The organism is Chitinophaga sp. Ak27, from assembly GCF_012726295.1.
Lineage (GTDB): Bacteria > Bacteroidota > Bacteroidia > Chitinophagales > Chitinophagaceae > Chitinophaga.
In genome coordinates, this window is sequence record NZ_JABAOB010000001.1 from 1,432,351 (window position 1) to 1,453,772 (window position 21,422).

A 21,422-nucleotide genomic window follows, 5' to 3' on the forward strand; every position below is an offset into this window, starting at 1 on the left:
TTTTTAAATGAACTGTAAAAGCAAAGGTACCTTATCTGTTGTCTTCTTTTGCTTAGTAATCGTTTCCGTTGGGAAGGGACAGCGACAATTTGAGCTAAAATGGGCCACTAGAATTGATAGTTTTTACCAATCCATTAAAGGTATTAGCTTTACTTTTAGGGCGAAGAAATTGTATTTTATGGATAATGACACTGTTACATTGGAAGGCCAGTGTAGTCTGATCAAAAAAGAAGGAGATTCGTTAGGTTATTGGGTTAATATTCATCAGAATAATGGTCAGAATGTGATCTATAACGGGAAGCAAATCATGTGGATGGATGAGGAAAAGAAAACGATCAATGCTTATGATGTAAAGAAAGATGGATATACGAATTTTACTGGGAACTCTATTGTTTTTATTATTCCGGATCTTATTAAAGACAGACATCTGTTACAACCTTTCAGGAATGCCGATATGAATTCAAATGTGCTTCGCGCTGAAATTGTGGAAAGCAGGTATGCTATTGATATCAATACTTCCTTTAAGCCTATGGACATTATAAAAAAATCGACATATGCCATTTCGCTGGATAGGAATACTCTATTGCCCAGACGTACTATCAGCTATGCAGAAATGGATAAGTTTAAGCAGTATATGGAATACACATTTGATAACGTTACGTTATCTGAGTGTGATAGTACCTATTTTTTTATCAGCGAGCAGCAACAACAACAATATAAAGTTATTGTTAAAACAAAAGCAGCAGACGTATCATTACTCAATGTAGGTGAATTGGCTCCTTCCTGGCAGTTGGCAGATCTTCAGGGAAAGACAGTTGACTTAGCTAGTTTAAAGGGGAAAATTGTCGTCCTAGATTTTTGGTATATGTCGTGTTTCCCTTGTTTGAAAATGACGCCGGTACTAAATGAAATAGATAGCTTGTACAAAAGCAGAGATATAGCAGTGCTCGGTTTGAATGTATATGACAGTAACCACAGTAAAGTACAAGCTTTTGCGAATGGAAGGATAAACTATCCTATTTTAATGGACGCTTTACCTGTGGCCAATATGTATCATGCTTCAGGGTATCCTACCATTTACATTATTGATAGAAACGGACGAATTGCTTATGCCGATGCGGGCTATTCGAAGGATTCCGATAAAAAAATTAAAGCCATTATCAGTCAAATCAAATAATGCTCATTACTCTGATTCGTTATTTTTACTATCCATTGTACAAAGGGAGAAGGTATATTACAGGGCCCTATTCCTTTCTTGTTTTTTTTTGTGTCGCACTTTTTTTTAATGGTGGTACGTCAGTGATTGACCGGCAATTAACAGATGCTTGCCTGATTAGCCTGTTATTGGTTGGAGTTATATTAAATTTTATCTTTTTCTGGGATGACGGCCCTATTGGTGGCCGGGTTTCCTTGATAGATATAGCGGTTACAGCCTATCTCGTTTACATGTGGTTGAATATCCTGCTACGGAATTGTAGCGCCCTGGACTTTGCGTCTATTGATAAACCCATTCTACTGACTTTATTTTATTATTTCTTTCGTTTCACAAGTAGGGTTAAATATTCATTAAGTGATTACAAGTGTATAAGCCTGATGCTTATTTTTTTTGCTGGGATTACTGTTCTGCATGGCTATCTACAATATTTTAATGTATTAACTTCTTCCCGTGAATTCTTTAAGGTGATAGGTACATTTGATAATCCTTCACCTTATGCTTGTTTAGTTGCCATCATTCAGGTGTTATCGCTTTACCTAGTGGTTAATAGGAAACAATTGGCCGGTTTGGGTTTGTCTAAAACGGTGACGTACACCCTGGTAGTACTTTCTGCAGCTTCTCTGATTTTGCTGCTGATCCTATTTTCCAGAACTGCATGGGCTGCTGCTTTTTTTTCCGCTGCTTTTATTTTGATTCCTGCAAATATGGGAACGGCAAGTCCGCAGGCGGGAGATAGGGTAATTGTAAAATGGAAATGGAAAATGCTAGTAATTTGTATTGCTTGTTGTCCTTTACTGTTGCTGCTGAAATCTGCTTCCACCAACGGACGGATGTTTATCTGGAAGATAAGTTTATCGCTGATTCCGGAGCATATAGTAACAGGGTATGGTAATAATCAATTTAGCCTTGTTTACATGGCAGCACAGGCTAGTCATTTTGAGAGCCATCCCTCTTCATTGGCCGAAATCAGTAATGCAGGCGTGCTCCATCATCCCTTAAATGAATATATGCTTATTGCGATAGAGCAAGGCCTTGCCGGCTTGACGCTTTTTGTTGTTCTTATTATCCTGTGTTTCAGATTCCGCGTTCTACAACAGCATTGTCTATTGGGACATATAGTAAGGCTTACCTTGTTTATTATCCTCTTTAGTGCTTTATTTTCCTATCCCTTTTTTTATACTCCCTTTCTGATATTAATCTGTTATGCGATTGCCTGTTGTGCTGAACTTTCCCCGACAACATCCATACGACTGAGTCCTGGTAAATTCTGTAACAATAGTGGTAGAGTGATAGCGGTCATTCTGAATGGCTGTTTGATTTTATATATGTCTTTTTACATTTATATATTGACTGTGTGGGAGAAAAACTACAAATTGTCTTTGCGTGACGATACGCGGTTGCTTATACCTGAATATGAAAAACTGGATAACTCTGTGTTGCATAAAGATGCAATGTTTCTTTATAACTTTGCTTGTGTGCTAATGCAGGCAGGTGAGTACGAAAGGGCAAAGCAGCTGTTTATATTGTCTTCAGAGTCATATTCAGATGTGAGTCTGTTTAACTATCTCGGTGTTTGTTATCAAGATACAGGGGAATATCAGGAAGCTGAAAAATCATTCAGATATGCGATAAATATGGTGCCGAGTAGGCTACAGGCAAAAGTGAACTTATTGAAATTGTTATTAGCTACTAATAGATTGTCTGAAGCCGATAAATATTGTTCCGCTATTTTAAGGAGCAAACTAAAAATAGCTAATCTGAAAACAACTGCGTTGTTGCAGGAAGTGATAATTATTCAAAGACAGTTGAAAGAAAAAATGACTTTTAGAGAATAGGAAACGGGTTTCAAAAATCACTGTTCCGGTTTATCAGGATACAACAAAAACTGAAAGTAGGTTGTGTGGATATACTGGTTTACACTTGGTACTTAGAACTTGTTTGAAAAGTTGAGAGTGGAAAATTAAGGAACGCAAATGGATTACTTAGTGTGGATTTATTAAACCGTTCAATTATGAAAATTAACACCTTATGGCACGCAAAAGAACCATTGTATTTCTCTGGTAATGGCTAGTAAGGCCTTGATTTGGTAAGGTACACATCTTTTATCACCCCTTGAATTTTGGCAATGACGTTACGATACTTTATCACGTTAATTTTGGGTTTATGCTATATTAAGTTTACCGCCTGCAACGCACCGGATACTTCGTCTGCGAATGTTTTTGGAAAGAACCATCTCGCATTGCTGGTAAGCGATAGTGCATTGATAGAGAGCCTGATTGAGGATACTTATGATAAAATAATGTTCCCACTCTATTATGATGCCTGTACAACAGATGAACGGACAGACAATCTGTATAATCCAATAGCTGTCGTAGGGAGTGATAACGCCTATGCTGATGAATGGAATCAATCGGGTAAAATAGAACTATGTAATCACCTGGTGACGATCATAAAAGAAAATACTAAGATAAATGACAGCAACCGTGTTCGTTGGGAGGCGGAGCTATCGTTCCTGAAAAACATGGTTTATTACTATTGGGTACAGCGATTCGGTGCTTTGAACGTTGATTCCCTGGCAACTGGGAATGACTTTTTTAGCTCGGGGCTGAATTATTCTTCTTTGTCCGAAACCTACCGCTTTATTATTAATAATTTTCAGCGTTGTGCGACGCTATTACCGGATGTTTGTAGCACTGAAAGGGCATCTAAAGTGGCTGCACTGGCCATGATAACGCGAGTATCCTTACAAGCGGCTGCATATGTTCCAGAAGAAAGGCAGCGATACTTAACTTTGGTAATGCAGTCAGCTAAAGTCATTCTACGACAGAAGGAATATAAGATAGATCCCGACTATAAAAGTCTCTTCAACGATTTTAGCAAAGGCCGGGCCAGTAAGGAAGTTATCTTAGAAGTATATAAGCCAAAGGCCTATACAAAATTTCAGCATACGCTGATGCAGGATTTAGTTGTGAATCAGTCTGATGGGAAAATGAAATCGGGTTATGGCCCATCATTAAGGGATGCATTTGACGGATGGTCGAAAAGGTATCCAACTCAAAATTTAACAGATGCTTACCTGGTCATTGATAATGATGGGAGAGCAAAAAAGTGGAATGAGACCAATCTATATAAGCAATACAGACCAGGACAAGATTATGTCTCTTCGATTTTGTATGCACAACGTGATAAGAGGTTTTATGCAAGTATCGTATATGACTCGTCCAGTTATTTTAACAGCGTGGTTTTTACAAGAGATAGTGGAAATCTAAGTACTTATGCGCGGAAAGACGGTAACCAGTTATCTCCCACAGGTTACTATGTACGGAAAACGTTGTACGAAACAAAGAAAGTTTGGTATACTGATGCGACTGATCATGTTCTTCCTGTTTTGCGCCTGGGAGAAGTATTGCTGAATTATGCAGAAGCTCTATTACTTAGTGGTAACAGAGATTCGGCAATAGCCGTGATAAATATAACCCATACGCTGCATGGAGGACTACCGCCCATTCCTAACCACCTTCCCCTATCGCTTACATGGGAAGGTTATAAAAACGAGCGACGTGTAGAACTATTCTTTGAGAATGATCGGTATTGGTCATTGTTACGATGGGCAAAACTTAATAACCAGATTTCTCTACAGGAGCTGAAGAAGCCAGTTGATGCAATCAATATTTCAGCAAACGGGAAGAAATTTGGTATTACCAATGTGCCTCATCCGGTAAATAGGAAAAGGAGTCTTGTTACTAACCAACTTCTACTTCCATTACCTTCAGCATTTTTAAAACGAAAATAAAAATCATGCGGGTAAAGTACAATATTTTCCTACTGTTTTTCATTATTTCAACCGCTTCCTGCAGTAATAGGACTCAACATGCGGACATCAATACATTAATTCGAAAGTATTCAGAAAGCCCTGAAGACTCTTTTAGACTGGAGGCTGCATTGTTTTTTAAAGAACAGCTTAAGCAACAAACATCGGTGAGAAATGTTTTTTACGATGAAGTAGCAAATGAGACTGTTAAAGTTAGTTTAGATACCATAGATCTGCCTTCGTTTCTGATCAAAAATGGTCTGTCTATCCGTAAAGAACTTCTGCCAGATAGTAGCATCTTCTCTGATAGTCTGTTAGAAACTCATATAGATAGTTATAACTTCTATATGAAAACATGGGCATGGAATCATAACGTGGACAAAAATATACTTCATAATTATTTGCTTGCTTATAAAATCTATCAGGAAGAATCCCAGAATTGGCGCACGTTTTTTTTTAGAGAGCAGGAACGACTATTGAAAGAGGTATTGGCTGCTTATAAACTAGAGCAACATAGTAATAACGAAAACCTGATGACTGTCACATTGAAGTTATTGTCCATGGCAGAAAATTGGTACGCCTTTGACAATATCCCTTTGGAACATTACGGATCAATGTCTTTCGATATGATGAAATGTCTTAGAAAAGGTGATTGCTACTTTGGCGCTTATACGGCTGTTTACATGTTGCGTAGCTTCGGTATTCCGGCGGCATTGGATTATGTTCCTTTTTGGGGATCAAAGAATGGCGGACATGCGGAGGTCGCAGCATTGGACTCAACTGGAAGGATAAATGCTATTCCGGGGCATGAGTTAAAGCATGCTGCAAAAGTTTTTCGGATTAGTTTTATTCCTACAAATACCTGGAGAGACTCTATTCGGCCTTATATGGGCAATGATTCCTTTTTGCTACCCGGCATAGCGCACGATCACTGGTTGGATGTTACTGCCGTTCATACTGATGTTGCCGATATCAACTTTATCCTTCCCCAAAGAACCGAGAAGAAAATTGCCTATATATGTGCTTTTAACGTTGGCGGATGGACTCCAGTTTACTGGGGCAACATTCTGCAAGGTACAGAGGTGCGTATAAAGCAAATGGGAAAAAACATTTTGTATCATGTTGCATTACCAGATGGTGATGGTTTTCGACTAACCGGACGTCCTTTTTTATTGGATATGGCAGGACGGCAGATCTACTTTTCTGCTGATAAACGTGTTCTTTTGGAGATGAAACTTTCTAAACTCAATACCGGTTCAGAGTCATGGGTGAAGATAGGTAAAGAATACACGCTCTATTTTATTGATAATGATGGTGAGTGGCAAAAGGTATCCGACATCGTTTCTGTACGGGATTCTGTGCTTCCAGTGGAGAAAGTGCCATCCGGAGGAATTTACCGACTTGTAGAAAAAGGTAGAAATGAAAGATTGGCACGCCCTTTTAGATACATTGATAATCAGCAGGTATGGCTGTGAAATCATCTTGTATATCAAAGGGTACACGTCGTAAGGACAGAAAAATTAACCCCTTGAAACTTACCGAACTATGTGCGTCCAGCGAAAGCGGATGTGTTCAATGGGAGAAAGCCACACCAAGACAAAAAGTCAAAACCTTGTAGCAAAGTAGCAAGAATGGAAGAAATGAAATTCGTGAAATTAGTTTTGAAAAGATCAAATCGCAACTATTCCATAATGTGATTTTATTGGATTATACTCTCAGCCAGTCAGCTGAAATCTGTGTAATAGTCCCATTACATTCTTCATGATAATTATGAATTGAAAAGATTAGATAAAAGTTTCATTATCAACATGAACTAGTTCGATAATCTTCCACCAGGGGGCACAAAATGGACAAACTTAGGTTTGTCCATTTTTGTTTTTAGGCAGGCCGAAGATTTCGGCGATCAATCCTATCTAATACGGCATATTTCCTTTCTTTAATCTAAGTACCACACGCTGAATCTGCGGGACCAATAATAACAGCGTTATGACACATACTACTCCAACAAACATCCAATCATAATAATCCCGGGTAGTACGCGCCATTATTTGTTGCCCCACCAGTCGATTCAAATACTCTCCTGAGACTCCTTTTGCGGTATAGATATCGCTGCCAGCATTCATATATTTGTTTTGGATATCCTTTAAAATAACAGGCAATTGCGGGTTAATTTCTGCCAATGTTTCCCGAACCTTCTCCCTGACTGCAGATTTGAAAAATAATTGAAGTTCTGTATTAAGCATCAGGCTGGCTGTAAAGCCAGTAAATCTCGCAAAAACTCCGATAAGTGACGCATTTACCGCAATCTTTGGCGGTGCTGCGGAGGTGGTGAACAAAACAATTGGAACAAACAATACTCCTGTTGCAGCACCATAGATAAACATGGGCAGCATGAAGTCAATTGTTTCCCCTTGTACAGAGATGAAAAGTATCATATAAGCATAGTAGAGCGCCATAAAACCAAAACCTACTATGATAATTCTTATCAGGTTGTATCCCATTAGGACAAATCGGGAGGTAACAAACATACTCAGAACGGTCCCCATAATTACTGCGATCCATATCGGAATAGTACTGAGTGGATCATTGCCTAAAATGACTTCAAGATAACCGTAAGCAAGTCCGGTACTTCCTTTGAAAATGTAAAACGTAAAAAGCAGCAGTAGACCGACGACGAAATTCTTTACCTTAAAAATCTCTAAGTTGATCAGCGGTCGTTTAAGTTTCAACTCTCTAATAACAAATAGTATAAAGATGATTAAACTGGTAAAGCTGAGAAGAACAATTAACGGACAGTCAAACCAGCCCAACTGCCGCCCGTAGATCAAAATGTATCCTAATATCAAAATAAAAGATACATAAAACAGGTATCCCAACCAATCCACCTGGTAAAGTGGTATCTTCTTTGTAAATCGGGATTTGCTATTCATGGTCAGTAACACAATAAATGTCAAGATGATGAGCGTTATATTGAGACCATAAAATAGGCAGTTAAAGTCATAAAAATGAAGTACTATACTAGCATAAATTGAATAAAACTGAACGGAGATTTGGATACTTCCGTAAAGGAGACTATATGCAATCACCCTAGCACGTGTGGACTGTAATCTTGGAAAAGTAAGTTGCAAGACGATGCCTGACATCAACGCACAGGTAATCCCTTGCACAAACTGGCAAATGACAAATAGTGCCCAATTTTTGAAATGAAAGCAAATAATGGAACATGTTGCATTGATGGCAAGTGCCATGATCAGGTACTTCCTTGGAGCAAAATACTTTACAATGCGAAAATCCAGGGCCAAAAAAGCTACGGTTGAGCCATAAACAACTATCATGGCATATTGAACATCAGTAGGCTGTATGCCATAAAAACCCATTGCCGCAACGGGACTGCCGTAAAAGGCGAAACTAAACAGGCAAGTCATGAGAATGGCGAATATCACGGATCTTGCCATCCATTCGGATACCCATGATTTGAAAATCGTAATTTCATGTGCTTGCATGATTAATCTTTTAAAACGTAAACATTGGCATTCATTCCAGCAGAGAGATTAGCTAATTTTTCCGGCTTGTCGGTGAGCTTGATTCTAACAGGAATACGTTGTATAATCTTCACAAAGTTACCGGTAGCATTGTCCGGCGGAAGTAATGAATAACGGGAGCCTGTGGTTGGGGATAATGATTCAATGGCTCCGCTGAATTTCTCATTTGGGAAAGCATCTACTTCTATTGATACTGCCTGGCCAATCTTGAAACTACCAATCTGTGTTTCCTTGAAGTTGGCAATCACCCATTTTTCTTCAGATTTGTTCACTAAAAATGCCAGTGTTTGCCCTGGCTGTATCAATTGTCCTTCCTGAATATTCTTTTTACCTATCTGCCCATTAAAAGGTGCGGTGATAACGGTATATTTAACGTCCAGTTCCTGCCGCTCGAGTAACGCTTCCTTGATTTCGATTTCGGCCTTTATTACATTACGCTGCGCTCTAAGATCGTTTAGTTTGGATTCCGCAACCGCCAGGGAAGCCTTTGTCTGATCATAATCAGATTGGGTAATAGCCAAAGCTGTACCGACGTTCTCGAATTTTTGCTGGGTGGTAGATTCATCTGCCAGTAGACTGCTATAACGGTCAAATTCCCTTTGCTGCTGGTTTAATCTTGCTTTTGCACCAGAGAGCTGTGCTTTTAGTACTTCGACGCTCTTAATTTGTGTTTCTTCGTTAGCAGCCAAAATAGGCATTTTGGCATGCGAACTCATTAGTTCTGCTGATGCGGCATTTATTTTTAGTCTGTATTCATCAATCTCAATAACCACAAGCGTGTCGCCTTTTTGAACTTGCTGATTGTCCTTGTAATAAATTTTGCTGATATAGCCGCCCACTTTTGCATTTACTGGTGATAAATACGCATCTACCTGTGCGTCATTGGTTTGTTCATAACGGTATCCTTTTAAAAAATAAAGGGCTGTCCAAATGATAATCGCGGTAAATAAGGCGATTCCCAACCATTTTGTTAGCGTCACGATTATTTTATCTGTTCTGTTTTCTTTCATAGTGTTTGTATTAAAGCATTCCAACGATTGCCAGCAGTTGGATATGAGTGCGTTTTAAATTGGTATGTGCGGTTGTCAGATTAAATTTTGCCTCCAGCAGGGCATTTTCTGCTTCTAAAAGATCTGTCAAAAGTGATTCCTGATTGAGATAGCTACTTCTGATGACCCTGACGGTTTCGGTCGTTTTGATGATATTTTCCTTCGCCATTTTTACACTTTCCCAAGCCTGTTGTTGCTGTAAAAACGCCTCTTTTACCCGAATAGAAATTTCATCCTTTTTTATATTGATCATTTCTCTTGCCTGATCATTTACGACCTGAGCACGTGCAATGGCATGTTTGCTTTTGTATAAATTATCAATAGAAAATTGCATCTTGATTCCTGTTTGTCCAAATCCCCATAAATCATTCGAGTAAGGATAGAATGATATCTGTGGATAGGTATAATCGTAATTCGAATACACAGCAATTTTAGGTAACAGCGTAGCTTTAATTTGCCTGATATTCATCTCACTCAATCTAAGATCGCTGGTAACCATTTTATACTCGGGCGATTGATGGAGTGCGATATTTACGTAATCGGCGTAACTAGTATCCGTGTTGGCATCCATTTCAAAACCACTTTTATAAGTGATATCAAATTCCTCTTTATTATCTCGCCCCATCAATATATTCAAACGCTGTTTGGTGATGTCGATCTTCTTTTCAATACCTGAAAGGCTTAATTCCAATTGTGACAATTTCACCGAGGTTCTCAGCACATCACTCTTTAGCACGATACCATTTTTGTGTAAGCTTTCGATGAGTAACAGCTGCTTTTTCTCCGCAGCAATTTCTGCAGCAAGAAAATCACGGAAGTTCAGAAACTTATATAGACCCAAATAAGCATCCGCAACATTGTATTTTATGCCGTGCCTTTGCATATCAACTTCATATTGACTACGAGTCTCCCCTTCCTCCTTCATCTTGATATTCCTTTTGTCTTTACCACCATTAAAGATGGTAAAATTCAAGTTGTAGCCTACCCGGTAGCCATAGCCCTTTACAGGTACATCTTGTGGGGATGAAAATAATCCGTTATCATAAATGAGAAATTTTGAATTGGCTTTTAGATCTCCACCTATTGAAAGTTCCGGTAGCAAGCGATCTTTAGCCTCCAGGACTTCCAGATTACTTTGTTGAAGATTTAAATCCGATAGTTTTAGTTGGCGGTTATTCATTTCGGCAATTTTCCACATTTCGTCTAAGCTAAATACTGGCGTAGTTTTTAAATCCTGGGCATGGAGAGATTGTACGAACAGTAGCAGTATAGTTCCCAAAATTGGTATTAATTTGTATGGTTTCATGCACCTTTCTTTTTATTGATTGTACGTTCACTTTTATTTAAGAACCAGCTATTCACCATCTTTTTTAATTCATCAAAGACAAAGGATAAATCCATTATGGGCATAAAAGGATCAGAATAACCAAGCGAGTAGATATTTGGTGCACCAATTTCATCTGCGGAATGCCATACCATATTATCAGGAGACTTACGTTGTGTCACACACTCAATGCCTTTATCCGGCTTTATGATTTTCTGTTTCATTATGAACCGCTATTATTTACGCAGCAAAATTATTCCCATTGGAAATTCATCCTTTTATATAATTAGCCTAATATTTGTTATATTTGGCCACATGAAGATCCTTAAGCAACTCATAAATAGTGTTGACCAAAATCCTACGTCAATTGTGGTCATGCGTCAGCAAACCGAACAGCGTTTGCCTTCACATCAGCATGACAAAGCTCAGTTGCTATTGGTTTTCGGGGGAATTGCCTACCTGCAAACTGATGAAAAAGATTTCTATATTCCGTCCAATCACTATATCTGGATTCCGAAAAAATATCCCCACAACCTGATGTTTAACACGCAGGATCTATATATTATCAACATCTATTTTCCAGGGAAAAGTACGGGCGTTTTTTACGACGAAATGGGAATTTATCCGGTGAGCAAACTTTTATCTGAAATGCTTTCTTTTACCGAAAAATGGCAGGGTGATTATCACAAAGGTTCCTGGGAATTTGAGTTTCTAACAACAATGAGAAACGTGCTGTCCAAAGAAAACCTTAAAAAGTTTTCGATCCAACTGCCCACTACCGACGATCAGCGGCTCCAGGCTATTGTTGGTCAGCTTCGAAGTCGACTCAATGAAAATATTACCCTGGAAAAAACGGCGATGCAATCGGGAATGAGCGTGAGAAGTCTGACAAGGTTATTTCAGACGAAACTTCACATCACCTTTGTTCAATATGTAAAAATGTTGAGGATTATTCGGGCTATGGAAATGATTAAAGACACTGATTTGAACATGACCGAAATTGCTTATGAGATTGGATACTCCAATATATCGGCATTCAGTAATAATTTTCACCAATTGACAAACATGAGACCTACGGAATTCAAGGCAATGTCTTCATAATAGATCAAGGGGGCTACATCCCAACTGATTAAGGATCTAGCTCAGAGCGCGAAAACAGACAAACTCAGGTTATCCATTTTCACCTTCATACAAGCCGTAAGTTTTTATTGCCGCTACTCCCTTGAGGCTTTTAACCGGATTCTCTTCACTGCAAACATCCACGCCATAAATATAGCAATAGTTAAAGTCAACAGGGCTTCCAGAACCGCGCTCCATGCATGTTCCAAGATGTGATTCACCTGATAAACAATGAGCAGATAAATCCAATTTATCACACTTGTCAGTAAAGCGTACTTAATTCCAATCCAAATGTGATTCTTATTAAAGGTTAAGATATCCCTTCCCGCGTATCTACCTAAAAAATAAGTAGCACTAAAAAGAAGTATAAAAAAAGTAACCACAAATATATTGGCCTGGGCTGCTATAAAGAAAATCAGGTGATTGGCCAGATCTTCTCCGGTACCCATCATCAGCCAGAAAATTTCTAAAACAATGACAGCAAATAATACTGCCACAAAGGCAGATTTTCCTCCAATCTGTTTAGCAATCTTAGATTCCATAGAAATCATTAAATATGATCAGCGTAAATGTGGAAGTTAACAAAAAAATGGGAGTTGTAATCACCGCTTGATTATCTCATATCTTCGTACATTGAAAAATTATAGCTAAACCCGTTTCACAAATGATCTATGTAAGCGCACCCATAACCACTCCTCCTGTTACTTTCAAAACACCACTACAGGAAATGGTTTACCATACATTAGAACAATTAGCCGTGCCATTTCAACGGGTAGATAACGACGAAGCGATCACGATGGAGGATTGTACCCGGATTAACGAACAGCTAAACATGAAAACGGTAAAAACGCTGTTCCTCTGTAACCGGCAACAGACCAATTTCTACCTGTTTGTTACCACTGCTGATAAACCTTTTAAGACGAAGGACCTGAGCGCCGCATTGGGCATTTCACGATTGTCGTTTGCGCCGGTGGAATTACTGGATAGCATGTTGGGCACCGCTGTTGGGGCGACTACTATCTTCGGGGTTATGCTGGATAAAGCGCATCAGATACAAGTGATCATTGACAAAGATATTTTGTCGGAAGAATGGTATGGCTGTAGTGACGGTACCACTACGAGCTATATGAAAGTGCCTATGGATTGGGTTATACATGATTTTTTGGCATATGCCGGGCATGTACCGAAGATGATAGAGATATAAATGATAACAGGACGGCCACCGTTTGGGTGGCCGTTCTGTTATATGCATTGTTTATTTCAACGTCAGTATAGTATTAAACCTGCGCCAGTTGGCAGGATTGCCGCCACTGTAATAGTAGTAATACAGCGTAAAACGCTTGTTCACCGGGTCATAGGTAGACGCAGGCGTTGATTCCTGCTGTATGGCTACCACCGCATCGGGATCGCTGGAAATGGTGACCGTATTATCTGCATTTACCGTAATGAAGTAGGTGATACCGGAATTGTTGAAGTACCAAAAACCTGCGGTAGCCTTCAATTTAGTGGCACTCACGGTGAGCAGGTCTTGCGTAAATCCTACCGGGCAGGTTTGCAATCCTGCTGATGCGTGGTTGAGCGTGCCGCTCTCCAGGTAGGTGCCTTCCCAGGCGTTCACCACTGGCAGCGGGGTGACTACCACCACCCATTTCTTTTTGTTACCATTGGCGGCTGTTACTTCATATTCCGCTGGTTTTGTAAAATCGCCTGGCTTGCCCAATGCGGGTGAACTGCCGGTGGGTGCAATGATGGCTGCTTCGGGAATGTTGGCATAACCCCATATCTTCGCCAGGGTCACCTTGGGCTTTTCATTGCGTGGGAAACCGGCGGGGAAGCTGGGCGTTACGTATACCGTGTCATTTGAGATGGTTTTAGTTCTGCTCAACTGTACCGTTTCCACCTGGATACGTGTGTTCTCCTGTGGGGTACCTTTGTTATCTATAATGGTGTCTACATATTTGTAGTACAGGTTAAAGTCGCTGATATCGTTTAGCCCGGAGTTGGTCATCTGTGGCAGATCCTTTTTCAGACAGGACACCAGCGCCAGCGAGCTAAGTGCTACTATAATAAAGTTGATATATTTATTTTTCATACTAAACAAGATTGAATTAATTAAAATGGGCTACCACCCTGCATTCTGTGAGAGACTCGGCAACGCGACGATCTTTGCCTGCGGTACAGGAAAGAGGTAACGTTTAGGCGTAAACTTCAGCGGCTGTCCATTCTGTTCATTCATCTCAAATACCTGGTAGCTTTTACCATCTGAGGTGATGGCCATACCGTGCTGCTTACCATTCAGTTCGGGAATTGCCATACCAGTGTTTTCATAACCTTGTTTCAAGCCACCGGTGAGTTGCATTCCCCATCTCAGCAGTGACCAGTAACGGTCGCCGGTTTCGAGGATCATTTCTATATGCCGCTCTCTCCGGTAATCATTCCATAAGTCTTCATTGGCAGAGGTGATCGCATTACTGAAACCGCCATGTTTCTGGTATGTTTTGGTAAGGTAGGTACGTGCCGCTCCTTCATCACCCAAACGAATACACGCTTCCGCATAATTAAGATAGGCCTCCCCCAGGCGTAGTACACTGTAGCAGAAATCTGTAGGGTCGGAGTACCAAAGTTTTTTAGCCTGGTATACATATTTTGCAAACAGGTAGCCGGTAACAGAAGCACCGCCGTTGATGTTACCGCCGTTCAGTGGTTGCACATTGGAGGATGCGTTACCATCTGCTCTCAAATAGGCCCAGTTACCAAAGTATTTCGAGCTATCACAGATAATAGAAGCATAAAAGCGCTTATCCCTGTTCTTATACATCTTTTCATAGGCACTGCCGCCGGTGGTGATATAGGAAGTCTGATCCCATTTCTTTTCTTTCCCATCTGAGTCGGTTACCAGGTAGTCATCTACCAGGTCTTGTGTGGGAGCATAGTTCATCCATCCTTCAATAGATTCTTTCAGCGGATATTTTTGCATAGCCGCTGCTGTTAATTTGGAACTTATCTGGTCACTGTTGCATACCAACCACTGCATGGGAGTGCTGGTGAAGTCAGTATTGGTATTTTTTCTTTCGAATACCAGGATATTTTCCGTTGATGCGATGGCCGAACTATAGGCGTTAAACATATTGGAATAGTCGTCGAGGTTATATTGCCCCAACGCGAAAAGCTTGTCGCCCGCTGCCCTTACTGCCCTGTAATAATTATTATCATTGAGATAAGCGCCTGCCTGCAAGGCTACTCTCATCTTCAGGGCATATGCAGCGCCTTTGGTAGCACGTCCCCGCTCATTGGTTTGTGGAAGCAGGTTAGCTGCAGAGTCGAGGTCGCTCAGGATAAAATCGTACGTATCTTTCAGTGAAGAACGAGGGATATTAAAGTCACTTTCAACACTCAACACGTCCTTTACCAGCTGTACCCCACCAAAACGGAATGCCAGGTTGGAGTAAATGGCCGCGCGTAAAAACAGTGCTTCTCCGCGGAAAGTGCTTTTCTGCACAGCTGTAAAAGGCGCAGTCGCTACATTTTTCAGCACCAGGTTTACGCGACGTATATTACCAAAGGCGCCCCAACCCTCGTCGTTGTTACGGTCTATTTGCTCGGTTTTTTCTGATGTAAAGGCTCCTCCCCAGGGATGATTACGTACACTTTTGGTGATAGCATCATAGTTCCAGGAAAAAATGTATCCCATGCAATTGGAGTAACATTCATATATGTACCCTTGTGCCAGGTCGTAATTGCTCCATACATCGCTGCCCGTATAGGTGTTCAGCGGTTTGGTATCCATTACCCTATTACACGAAGTAAAGGTAAGGATACACGCCATGATCAATATGATATAGTATTTCATTGTTTTCAGACTTTTGGATATAAATAACTTAGAATCCCACACGGATACCTACTGAGTATGTTTTATTTACCGGGTAGAAGAAGTTGTTGTTATCTGCCAGCTCCGGGTCAAAAAATTTGTCTACCGGAGAAAAGGTGAGCAGGTTGTTGCCGCTAACAAATGCCGACAGTTCATTGAACTGGCTTGTTTTTTTCAGCAGCCGTCTGAAATTATACGTGAGTGTTATACTCTTCAGGCGTACAAAGCGTGCATTCTTCAACCAAAAGGTATTGGAAGTATAGTTATTGTTGGAGTTCATGGTGTTGTTACCAGCCCTGGGGAATTCGGCGTCTTTGTTGGATGAGAGCCAGTAATTTTTCTGGAAGTCAAAATTGATCCTGCCAAAGCCTTCACCACCTTGCAGGTAGCCACCCAGGTATACATTGCGTGTGCCCGATCCCTGGATGAGTGCATCCAGCTTCAGCCCTTTGAATTCCAATCCAAACGGGATACCAAAAGTAAATCGTGGAGAGGTAGACTTACCGAGGCGGCGGAAATCCTGCGCATCGATCTTACCATCTCCATTGGTATCTTCCAGCCACACATCTCCCAAACTCAAGGCAGAAGACGTGATACGGGTCGGATTATTCATTATATCATCCAGGTTCTGGTATAAGCCGCGAGAGCCATACATCGCCGCATAGTAGTCTTGGTTTACGCCCTGGCTACGGGTATACGGATTGGTGAGCGACGCGCTGTCTTCATTTGTTCTTTCCCACAGGTAGTTGAAGTAGGTACAGTTAACGCCGATATAACCTTTCAGTTCCCGGTTGATATTAAAATTGTAGGTAACCGCTGCGTCGAAGCCTTCCTTACGGGTAGCCGCATCCGTAAGTACCTGTGGCTGGCCTTGTCCCAAAGGATCGGTATACCGGTAGGCCGGGCTGCCGAGGATATTGGTGGTACGGGTATAGAAGTAATCGATGTTACCACTCAACTTCTTCTTAAGACTTTCGAACTCGATGCCGAAGTCGCGGGAACGGGTGGAAAACCAGGTAATGTTTTGATTCGCCATGGTGAGCCCGCCTTCATAATAACCGTTTACCAGGTTACCGTTGGCTACATAGGTTTGTGTATGTACGCCATATTGTGGCAGATAAGCATATTTGGTACCACCGATGGAACCTACCTTACCGTAAGAACCTCTGAATTTGAAGTAGGAGAATACTTTATCGAGATGCAGTTCATCATAGAATTTTTCTTCAGATACCAGCCAGCCGGCGCTCACGGCCGGAAAGAAGCCGAAACGTTTGGATGGAGGAAAATAATCGGAACCATCATAGCGTCCAACAAACTCCAGCAGGTATTTCTTGGCATAGTCATATTTGATCCTGCCTACATAACCTACTTCTCCCCATTCACTGGCAGAGCCATCATTTACCTGCGTGGCTGCATCTCCGGCAAACATCTGGTCAATAGCGGTGGAAGCAAAGTTCTTTCTTTGTGCACTGAACCATTTATTGTTTCCACCACGGGTTACAGACACCAGTGTAGCACCCAATGAGTGTTGTCCGAACGCGGTATTGTAATCCGCCTGGAATTCCACATTGTAGGCGCGGGTATTACTGCTGCTTTCTGACAAAGAAGGCTTCGGCGTAGGGTAAATAGTACCATCTGTATTATACTGGGTGGCTAATACATCAAAGGTTTTAGAAGGATTTGAAATAAAGGTATAGTCGCCCAACGCCTTCAATGTAAGTCCTTTTACCCAGGGTACATTCCAGGTGAAGGTAAGATTACCATCGTTGAACATGGCCTCGCTCCGGCTGTATCCTGGAGAAAAGATCTCGGCCAACGGGTGATCCACCAGGGGTGAAAAGCTGCCGTCTTTGTTGTACGCCTTCTCCAGCGGGCTCTTAGCCACGATATGGCTGAAGATAGAACCGGATCCGGCAGGTGGTTGAGTACTGTAGGTATAATATCCGTTCAGGCCCAGGGCGATGTTGAGCCCTATCGGATCAAAAGAGGTACTGATCTTCGTATTGTAGGAAAAACGTTGTACGCGGAAGGAGTTATTCACATAGTTACTTCCCTGGTTGAAATATCCGAGGCCGGCATAGTATTTAGTTTCTTTATTACCACCGCTTACCGACAATGCATGATTTTGTTGCCGTGCATATTTTCGGAAACTCAGGCTGTACCAGTCGGTATTGGGATAATCCGGATCGGTACCGCTTTTAATTTTATTCAGCTGATCCTGGGTATACACCGAATACTTTCCGTTACCGGCGGCCTCGCCGATGGCATTTCCTACCAATGCTTTGTCATAGCTATTGATCAGTTTGGGGAAAAGATTGGGGGTATTCCAGGCCATATTATTGGAATAAGACACTTTGGGCTTGCCTGTTTGCCCGCTTTTGGTAGTTACCTGTACAATGCCTGCCGAAGCTTTGGAACCATATACTGCGGTAGCGGCGGCATCTTTCAGGAAACTGATACTTTCAATATCGTTCATGTTCAATGCAGTAAAAGCGTCCCGGTCGCGGATAATACCATCGATTACGTATAACGGCGCGCTTTGCCCGATCAGTGGTTCGCCGCCCCTGATGGTCATTGAAGGCACACTACCCGGCTCGCCTCCGCTAAAATTTATCACTACGCCGGCGGCACGGCCAGCCAGTGCTGACTGTATATCCGTGTAAGGCGCATCTTTGAAATTATCGGTCTTCACCGTGGTGATAGAACTGGTTACTGTTTGTTTCGATTGTTTGCCATATCCCACTACTATTAATTCATTCATTTTACTGGAACCTAATTTCATGGCAACCCTGATCTCTGTCTGCCCATTTACGGTAACCACCTGGTCTTCATACCCGATGAAAGAAATCACCAGCTGATCACCTGGTTCTGCCGTGAGTGTAAAAGCACCCTGGTTGTCGGATACAACGGCCTTCTTCTTTCCTTTTACACGGATAGAGGCACCAGGGAGAGGGCTTCCTTTATCATCGCTGATCACCCCTTTTACCTCTATAGGTGGTATTGCCGGTTCCGTATTTTCAGTTTGTTTAATCACCACCGTTTTACCTACGAAAACATAGCTGAGCGGCTGGTCTTTAAAGCAGGCATCCAGGGCGACTTTCAGCGAAACGCCTTGCAAGTCGGCGCTTATCCGGCCAATACCTTTCAACAGGCGGTCGTTGGCAAAAACCTGGTAACCGCTTTGGCGGCTGATTTCCCGGAATACTTTCGCCAGGGGCGCATTTTTGACATGTAGGGAGATGTTTTGACCAAATCCTTCGGCCGATACCTGCAAACAGGCCGATAATACAAGGAGACACGTCACTTTCATAACTAACAGGATTTTGGTTGACTGTCGGAAGCAATTCGCCTTCCATCTGCTAACGAGGAATTGCTTATGAAATCTTAATTTCATAATTTCATGTTGTTTAGGTTGATAAAAGCAATTGGTTAATTGGACTATATTTGCCTGAACATTCCGCCGGCAGTGCTGCTACACTGCCGGTTTCTTGTTTTATATAGACTTATTTTTAAGGATTAATGAATACGGTTTTACCATCAATATTGGCTATTACGCCGCTGTAATCAAGTATCTTCAGGAATTCCAATAAACTGGCATCTCTGGAAAGCGATCCGGTAAAGTGCTCTGCCGGCACCCCATGAGGATATTTTACGGTGATGTTATACCAACGCGCCGCTTGCCGCATCATCACCTGGATGTCTGTTCCATCAAACACAAATAATCCATCTTTCCAGGCCATTACTACATCCATGTCCACATCTTTCAGTACTTCCATATTTGTTGGGGAGATCCGTACCTGCTGGCCTGGCGCCATGGTAACAGCTGGTTGCGACGCTCCCCTGGAAATCTTTACGGCGCCTGAGATCAGGGTAACGCGTATATCGGGTTCTCCATCGTAGGCATTAACATTAAAAGCTGTTCCCAATACCTGTACCTGCAACCCTTTATCGGGGCGGGCTACCACGAAAGGGGCCTGGGAATTAGTAGCTACTTCGAAGTATCCTTCTCCATTGATCAGTACTTTTCTTTCTTTACCGGAAAACGCGGTCGGAAAAGTCAGGGAAGATGCCGCATTCAGCCACACCCTGCTCCCATCTGATAATGCGATCGACAAAGGCTTGCTTCCGGCAGGAATTGTCAGCGTATTATATTGTATATCGTGTTGACTTCCATCGCCCACATATACGATGCTGCCGCTGTCATTTTTCATGATATTCATCCCCGTTTGGCTGGCTACCAGGCCGTTACCGGCGCTATCGAGTAATATCTGCCTGCCACCCGCCAATGTTAATACGGCATGGTTGGCAGCCGGCGCCTTGATATCATGCAATGGCTTGCTGGCCACCATCGTAGCGCTTTTATGGCGGTTGTTATGCACCTGGATGGCCCAGAGCCCACCGGCCAGTACCAATACAGCGGCAGCGGCCCACCAGCGATGCAACGGACGTATCTTCGCCCGGGACAGCTTTTCAGCGTTCATTTGTTGCTGTATACGTTGCCAGGTATCGGTCCCGAACTGCATTTCGCTACTATCGGTGAATACTGCTTCCATCTCTCCCGGATTGACGTCGTCGTACCAGTCGTGGAGGAGTCTTATCTCTTCATCGCTGGCAACGCCATCCATATATTTCCGGGCAAGCTGTTGTATTGCGTCCTTATCAGGGTGCATAGATCCGGGATTTACTATAATAGATACATGAAATGGAAAGTTGTACGCAGCAAATCGCCACTTTTTTTAAAAAAGTTTCACCACAGGGGGAAAGTGGTGAATATAGCAGTACGCAGGGCGCGTAGTTTATTGCGCATTATCTTCATAGCTTCGCCTATATAGCGTTCTGCGGTGCGGGGTGATACGCCCAGTTCCTGCGCCACTTCTTCGAGGGGTTTGTCCATCAATTTATGATGTATAAATACGATGCTAAACTTTTCGGGGAGCTCGTGGGCATATCTGATCAGGATTTCCAGCAGTTGTTTATTGTCGATATCAAAAGCGTGCGAGACATCCGTTTGTATCATAGCGCCGGTTTGCGCTTCCTGTCTCCTCCCCTCATTAGCCAGGTGGCGATATACTGCATGCCTGGCCATTGCCGCCAAATATTGCGGCAATGAAGCGATCATAATGCGGTTGCGCTTATTCCAAAGGTTCAGAAACACTTGTTGAATAACTTCACGGGCCGCCTCAGTATCACGCAGGCGTTTGTGCGCAATAAAAAGCAGCCATTTCCAATACCGGTTGTAGATCTCATTAAATGCACTCTCATCACCGTTGGCCAGCAACGCTACCAACTGTTCATCTGTATGGCCGGAATACATTTATCAAAAGGATATCTGGTAAAGAGATTAAAGTAACGTGGTGTAACACTGTTTTATCACAGTGATCTATCTATGACGCTTTGTTAAAACTCCAATTAATTCCGTTATCTTCCTAATATAATATTGTCACTTTTTTATAGTTTTTTAGCGACAATTATTTACATCGATTGTAGTACCTG

Annotated in this window: 16 protein-coding genes; 6 read left to right on the forward strand and 10 right to left on the reverse strand. The window is 41.9% G+C overall.

Annotated features, from left to right (window positions below; translation table 11 throughout):
- Positions 1 to 7: 7 nt before the first annotated feature.
- From HGH90_RS05620 to HGH90_RS05635, 4 genes are all read left to right on the forward strand, one after another.
- Complete coding sequence (locus tag HGH90_RS05620) at positions 8 to 1,177, forward strand: TlpA disulfide reductase family protein (protein ID WP_169190605.1); 1,170 nt, start codon at positions 8 to 10, stop codon at positions 1,175 to 1,177.
- On the forward strand, positions 1,177 to 3,051 hold the full coding sequence (locus HGH90_RS05625) for an O-antigen ligase family protein (protein WP_169190606.1): 1,875 nt from the start codon (positions 1,177 to 1,179) through the stop codon (positions 3,049 to 3,051). The genes HGH90_RS05620 and HGH90_RS05625 overlap by 1 nt, the downstream gene beginning before the upstream one ends.
- A 290-nt stretch (positions 3,052 to 3,341) precedes the next feature.
- On the forward strand, positions 3,342 to 5,009 hold the full coding sequence (locus HGH90_RS05630; protein ID WP_248276984.1) for a RagB/SusD family nutrient uptake outer membrane protein: 1,668 nt from the start codon (positions 3,342 to 3,344) through the stop codon (positions 5,007 to 5,009).
- A 5-nt stretch (positions 5,010 to 5,014) separates the two neighbouring features.
- Positions 5,015 to 6,502, forward strand: a complete 1,488-nt coding sequence (locus HGH90_RS05635) for a hypothetical protein (RefSeq protein WP_169190608.1) — start codon at positions 5,015 to 5,017, stop codon at positions 6,500 to 6,502.
- Between the two features lie 438 nt (positions 6,503 to 6,940).
- On the opposite strand, the gene HGH90_RS05640 is transcribed toward HGH90_RS05635, so the two are convergent.
- The 4 genes from HGH90_RS05640 to HGH90_RS05655 are packed head-to-tail and all read right to left on the reverse strand — an operon-like array spanning position 6,941 to position 11,166.
- Positions 6,941 to 8,530: an MFS transporter gene (locus HGH90_RS05640; RefSeq protein ID WP_169190609.1), complete on the reverse strand. Its 1,590-nt coding sequence runs from the start codon at positions 8,528 to 8,530 to the stop codon at positions 6,941 to 6,943.
- 2 nt (positions 8,531 to 8,532) lie between these two features.
- Complete coding sequence (locus HGH90_RS05645) at positions 8,533 to 9,579, reverse strand: HlyD family secretion protein (RefSeq protein ID WP_168767606.1); 1,047 nt, start codon at positions 9,577 to 9,579, stop codon at positions 8,533 to 8,535.
- A 10-nt stretch (positions 9,580 to 9,589) separates the two neighbouring features.
- Positions 9,590 to 10,924 (reverse strand): TolC family protein, encoded by a 1,335-nt coding sequence (locus HGH90_RS05650; RefSeq protein WP_169190610.1) that lies wholly within the window; start codon positions 10,922 to 10,924, stop codon positions 9,590 to 9,592.
- On the reverse strand, positions 10,921 to 11,166 hold the full coding sequence (locus HGH90_RS05655; RefSeq protein WP_168767608.1) for a hypothetical protein: 246 nt from the start codon (positions 11,164 to 11,166) through the stop codon (positions 10,921 to 10,923). The genes HGH90_RS05650 and HGH90_RS05655 overlap by 4 nt, the downstream gene beginning before the upstream one ends.
- A gap of 91 nt (positions 11,167 to 11,257) precedes the next feature.
- Here HGH90_RS05655 and HGH90_RS05660 point away from each other — a divergent pair, with 91 nt between their 5' ends.
- Positions 11,258 to 12,043 carry a helix-turn-helix domain-containing protein gene (locus HGH90_RS05660; RefSeq protein ID WP_168767609.1) on the forward strand — a complete coding sequence of 262 codons (786 nt, stop codon included), beginning with the start codon at positions 11,258 to 11,260 and terminating at the stop codon, positions 12,041 to 12,043.
- 113 nt (positions 12,044 to 12,156) lie between these two features.
- Here the strand turns inward: HGH90_RS05660 and HGH90_RS05665 are convergent, their stop codons facing one another.
- Positions 12,157 to 12,603: a hypothetical protein gene (locus HGH90_RS05665; protein WP_168767610.1), complete on the reverse strand. Its 447-nt coding sequence runs from the start codon at positions 12,601 to 12,603 to the stop codon at positions 12,157 to 12,159.
- Positions 12,604 to 12,725: 122 nt separating this feature from the next.
- Here HGH90_RS05665 and HGH90_RS05670 point away from each other — a divergent pair, with 122 nt between their 5' ends.
- The gene (locus HGH90_RS05670) at positions 12,726 to 13,265 is read left to right on the forward strand and encodes a prolyl-tRNA synthetase associated domain-containing protein (protein WP_168767611.1); all 540 of its coding nucleotides are present in this window, start codon (positions 12,726 to 12,728) and stop codon (positions 13,263 to 13,265) included.
- A 51-nt stretch (positions 13,266 to 13,316) separates the two neighbouring features.
- Here HGH90_RS05670 and HGH90_RS05675 read toward each other — a convergent pair whose 3' ends face one another.
- From HGH90_RS05675 to HGH90_RS05695, 5 genes are all read right to left on the reverse strand, one after another.
- Entirely contained in the window at positions 13,317 to 14,153 is an 837-nt protein-coding gene (locus tag HGH90_RS05675) for a DUF5018-related domain-containing protein (RefSeq protein WP_169190611.1), read from the reverse strand.
- Positions 14,154 to 14,183: 30 nt separating this feature from the next.
- Positions 14,184 to 15,911 (reverse strand): RagB/SusD family nutrient uptake outer membrane protein, encoded by a 1,728-nt coding sequence (locus tag HGH90_RS05680; RefSeq protein WP_169190612.1) that lies wholly within the window; start codon positions 15,909 to 15,911, stop codon positions 14,184 to 14,186.
- Between the two features lie 28 nt (positions 15,912 to 15,939).
- Positions 15,940 to 19,239: a TonB-dependent receptor gene (locus HGH90_RS05685; protein ID WP_169190613.1), complete on the reverse strand. Its 3,300-nt coding sequence runs from the start codon at positions 19,237 to 19,239 to the stop codon at positions 15,940 to 15,942.
- A gap of 199 nt (positions 19,240 to 19,438) precedes the next feature.
- On the reverse strand, positions 19,439 to 20,599 hold the full coding sequence (locus tag HGH90_RS05690; RefSeq protein WP_169190614.1) for a FecR family protein: 1,161 nt from the start codon (positions 20,597 to 20,599) through the stop codon (positions 19,439 to 19,441).
- Between the two features lie 77 nt (positions 20,600 to 20,676).
- Complete coding sequence (locus tag HGH90_RS05695; protein WP_168767616.1) at positions 20,677 to 21,243, reverse strand: RNA polymerase sigma factor; 567 nt, start codon at positions 21,241 to 21,243, stop codon at positions 20,677 to 20,679.
- Positions 21,244 to 21,422: the final 179 nt, after the last annotated feature.